General features: G+C 65.5%; 4 protein-coding genes. All 4 read left to right on the top strand.

The features are described 5' to 3' along the window. Positions 1–349: 349 nt before the first annotated feature. The 4 genes from E1294_RS51275 (at position 350) to E1294_RS51260 (ending at position 3,594) form a co-directional block, all read left to right on the top strand. Positions 350–919 (top strand): DUF4328 domain-containing protein, encoded by a 570-nt coding sequence (locus E1294_RS51275; RefSeq protein WP_165977971.1) that lies wholly within the window; start codon positions 350–352, stop codon positions 917–919. 158 nt (positions 920–1,077) lie between these two features. Then, positions 1,078–1,857: an alpha/beta fold hydrolase gene (locus E1294_RS51270; RefSeq protein ID WP_132520417.1), complete on the top strand. Its 780-nt coding sequence runs from the start codon at positions 1,078–1,080 to the stop codon at positions 1,855–1,857. A 373-nt stretch (positions 1,858–2,230) separates the two neighbouring features. Beyond that, complete coding sequence (locus tag E1294_RS51265) at positions 2,231–2,923, top strand: BBE domain-containing protein (protein WP_132520414.1); 693 nt, start codon at positions 2,231–2,233, stop codon at positions 2,921–2,923. Positions 2,924–3,303: 380 nt separating this feature from the next. Then, on the top strand, positions 3,304–3,594 hold the full coding sequence (locus E1294_RS51260) for a trypsin-like serine protease (RefSeq protein ID WP_165977970.1): 291 nt from the start codon (positions 3,304–3,306) through the stop codon (positions 3,592–3,594). The last annotated feature ends 301 nt before the right edge of the window (positions 3,595–3,895 follow it).

The raw sequence follows: 3,895 nt of genomic DNA, 5'->3' as shown, positions 1-3,895 counted from the left end.
ACTCGGTCATGGGCAAAGAATCTCATGCGCAGCATGCTGGGCACGGACGGATACCACTCACCGCGGCCGCGCCCAGCAAATGCCATGTTCTTTCCCCGCATAAACCCCTGCCGCCGGATTTTCTGCGACGCTTTTGTGGCGGCCGCATCGTGCGGGCTGTCCACTGGGCTGGACATAATGGGGTCTGGGACGTCGTTCCTTTCCGATCCCGAAAGACTAGGCCATGCACACACCGCCATCTTCATACCAAGGCTCCACACCACACCCCCCGCTGCGCCCAGTTCGCGGTGTCGCCGTCTTCGCGGTAGTCGTTCTCGCATGTGACGCGTTCATAGCAATCGTCGCAGCGATGATCGATCTATGGTATGCCGCGTTCATCGACCGCGTGATCAGCGATATCGGCTCAGCGTCGGAGTCGGAAAAGATGACTGCCGACCTCGTCTACGCCCTCTCCGGCATCCTGTGGGTCGCCGTCTACCTCGTCAGCATTGCGGGGTTCCTGGTTTGGCTTTTCAGGGTCAGGGCCAACGCTGAAAGCCTCGCACCGGACGGCCATCGGCACACAAGGCCATGGCTGATCTTCGGCTGGGTGGTGCCGATCATCTCATTCTGGTTTCCGAAGCAGATTGTGGACGACATCTGGCATGCCTCGGCGCGCGACGGCGAACAAGCTTCGCCTCAGGTTCTCATCGACGTCTGGTGGGCGGCATGGGTGGCCGGAAGTCTGGTGGCGAACGTAGCCGCCCGCCTGCTGGCCACCGCCCTTTTCGCCGGCGACGATTTGGAGTCGGTGGCCTTCGCGGCGCGATTTGACCTCGTAGGCATTGCGCTAATGCTGGTCGCGGCTGTGCTGGCGATCTGTGTCATCTTGAAGATCACCAAGGCTCAGGAGCACCACCGCGCCGCCGCGAGCCTATAATCTCTGCCGACCAGCCAGCCAACGATGGCAAGAGTATCGTGATTAAAAAGTGTGCGCTAATCACTGCCATTTCAGCGCTGTCAGCGCTATTGCCTTTCTCGACCCCCGTGCAGGCAGCCGAACACACGGGCTCTGCGGCCACAGGGATCGACAACATCATGTGGGCGCCCTGCGAGGAGGAGCCGGCCGCGGAGTGCGGCAAGCTGACCGTCCCGATCGACTGGTCCGCCCCTGACGGGCCGACCGTCGACATCGCCGTCGCCCGGCGCAAGGCCACCGACCCCGCGGCCCGCATCGGCTCGCTGGTGATCAACCCCGGCGGTCCTGGCGGCTCGGGTGTGGAGTCCGTGTACGGCGCCCCGTGGTCGTACACGGAGGAGCTGCAGAAGCGGTTCGACATCGTCGGGTTCGACCCTCGGGGCGTGGGGCACAGCAACCCGGTGATCTGCTCGGCGTCGGTGTACAACCAGATGCCGCACACCGTCATGAAGAGCCAGGCCGACTTCGACGCCTGGAACGTGTTCACCAAGAAGCTGCACGTCGACTGCCGGGAGCGCACCGGCCCGCTGTACGACCACGTCGACTCCAAGGACGTGGCCCGTGACCTGGACGCGCTGCGCGCCGCCCTCGGCGAGGAGAAGCTCACCTACTACGGCATCTCGTACGGCACGCTGATCGGCCAGATGTACGCTGAGCTGTTCCCGACCGCGTCCGCGCGCTCGGCCTCGACAGCAACATGGACCACAGCCTCGGCGTCGCGGGCTTCCTGTCCACCGAGGCGCTCGCCGTCGAGGACGCCTTCGACCAGTTCGTCGGCTGGTGCGACCAGGACCCGAACTGCGTCCTGCACGGCCAGGACGTGCGCGGGATCTGGAAGGGCCTGCTGGACAAGGCGCGCCGCGGCGAGTTCGTCTCCCCGAGCACCGGCACGAAGATGACCGAGCTGCAGGTCATCTACAACTAGGTACTTCGGTTTCGGGGCGCAAGAAACCGGTCAGATATTCGCGGACATTTCGGTGCCTCGTCGGTGGTCATTTGTTCGTACGAGACGCAGGCTGAGAGCCTGTAGGCGTCCTTGGCCTCCAGTCGGAGACGAACGGCAGTACATGTCGAACAGCGTGGGTAGGGTGGGTCGATCGGTTCAGGTTGTTCCGAGGCCACAGGGCGGTGCGGTGCCCGGCTGAATCCTGATGAGTCGCACCTGGCGGAATTCGGTCGGTACGGTTCCGCGACCCACGCACAACACCTTGCTCGCACCAGTTCGGTTGATCAGAACGGCCTGACATCCGGGAGACCATCGTTCCCGAGGCGATGAACTCCTCGGTTGCACTGATCTCCCTGCCGGACGTTCCGGCGATCCCTGAGCCGATGCGCGGGCGTCACACCGTACAGGTCCGTATCGCCTGCGCACCCGGCGATCCCGGGGGCACCGAGCGCATGATGGGGCCACTGCGGGCCATCGGCGCGATCAGTGACACCCTCGGTGAGCTGGCATACGCCGAAACCGGGTCGATCTACAACGACCCTGTCGTCCCTGGTGCATTCGAGGCGGGCACTGCCATGCTCGGCGAGCTCGACGCCACCAGTGTCCAGGCCATCCTCGACTTGGCCGGTCCCCACGCTCAGGTGCCGCACATCGTCGAGCTGCGCCACCTCGGCGGGCGGCTCACTCACCCGCCCGCCGAGGGCAATGCCGTCGGTAACCGCGATGCGCGATACGTGCTCAACGTGGTGTCGCGGCTGGAACGCGCCGACATCGCGGAGATCCGGCCAGCGCACGCGCGCGTGCTGGATGCGGTCGCACCGTGGAGCACCGGCGGGCGGTTCCTCAACTTCATGAATGGCGAAGGGGCCGCCGCGCAGGTGCGCTCCGCCTACGATGCCGCAGACTACGAGCGGCTGACCGGCCTCAAGGCCGTCTATGACCCGCACAACACCTTCCGTCTCAATCACAACATCCCACCGGCGAGGGGCCGGACGGGGGAGCGCGGTGATCCCCGGTAGTCTGGCCGGGTTTCGTGATGCTGAGCAGGTGTTTCAGGTCCTGACCGACCCGCGCCCGCGACTCGTTCCTGCTGTCGCTCGCGTTCGTCTTGACCGCGGGCCAGGCCGCGGACAGCCCGGCATATGCGCTGCAGGTCGAGAGCTTGCCGGCGGGCGCGCCGGGAGACAAGAATGAAGACCGAGTGCCGCCCGAGGGCGTAGTGCGGTTGCCTGATACCGGTCGTTGCTGGAGGGTGGTGGGCGTGCGGTGGCCCCAGGTAGGTGAGCCCTGGGCCACCTGCTTTATGTTGGCATGGAGGGCTTTCATCAGGTAGCTCGCCGTTCGGGGCCGTTGTGCTGGCACCCACCGGCGAGGTCGTGCGGATGATCGGCTGGAGATCTTGCAACTCGACACGAAGCCGCTGGCCCATGCGGAGTGCTCCTTCGGTGACGAGTTCGACGCGACGCCCGGTGACCTCTGTGTCGAGAGGTCGAAGGGCGGCGCCGCGGGCGCGTGCAACGGTGACTCGGGCAGCCCGCTGCTCCTCAAGGTCGCGGGTAAGTGGCGCGTCATCGGCGTGGACAGCCGCAGCGGTGGCAACTCCTGCCTCGCCACCGACGAGGTCTTCACCTCCATCGCGTTCTACTGGGAGTGGATCACGAGTACGATCAGCGCCGACCGGGCGTCTTGACGCGACGTCGTCCCATGTCTCCACCCGCCCCTCTGGTCGCGTACCCGATCTCGCATGTGCTGCAGAGTCTCCTGGGCCACTTCGGCACTGTCACCAACGGCTCGCGAGGCACGAAGCCGCCGTGACACCCGGCTCCGCCCTGCTCGTGTGCAGGGCGGAGCCGGGTGTCAGCGGTGGCGACGCCGCGGGGTCGGTGGTCAGGGAATCATGGTGGCGATGTGAAGATCACCCGAGGTGATGTTGCAACCAGCGGCCACGGCGAAAATGTGACCGTTGTTGTCGAAGACCCTCGCCCCGCTCC

It is taken from the genome of Nonomuraea diastatica, from assembly GCF_004349015.1.
Taxonomy (GTDB): Bacteria; Actinomycetota; Actinomycetes; order Streptosporangiales; family Streptosporangiaceae; genus Nonomuraea; species Nonomuraea diastatica.
This window is presented reverse-complemented; position numbering and strand designations above follow the sequence as displayed.

What these genes read in the sequence shown, in the direction of transcription:
- E1294_RS51275 (WP_165977971.1), top strand. Translation starts at nt 350, where the DNA reads ATGATCGATCTATGGTATGCCGCGTTCATCGACCGCGTGATCAGCGAT.
- E1294_RS51270 (WP_132520417.1), top strand. Translation starts at nt 1,078, where the DNA reads ATGTGGGCGCCCTGCGAGGAGGAGCCGGCCGCGGAGTGCGGCAAGCTG.
- E1294_RS51265 (WP_132520414.1), top strand. Translation starts at nt 2,231, where the DNA reads ATGAACTCCTCGGTTGCACTGATCTCCCTGCCGGACGTTCCGGCGATC.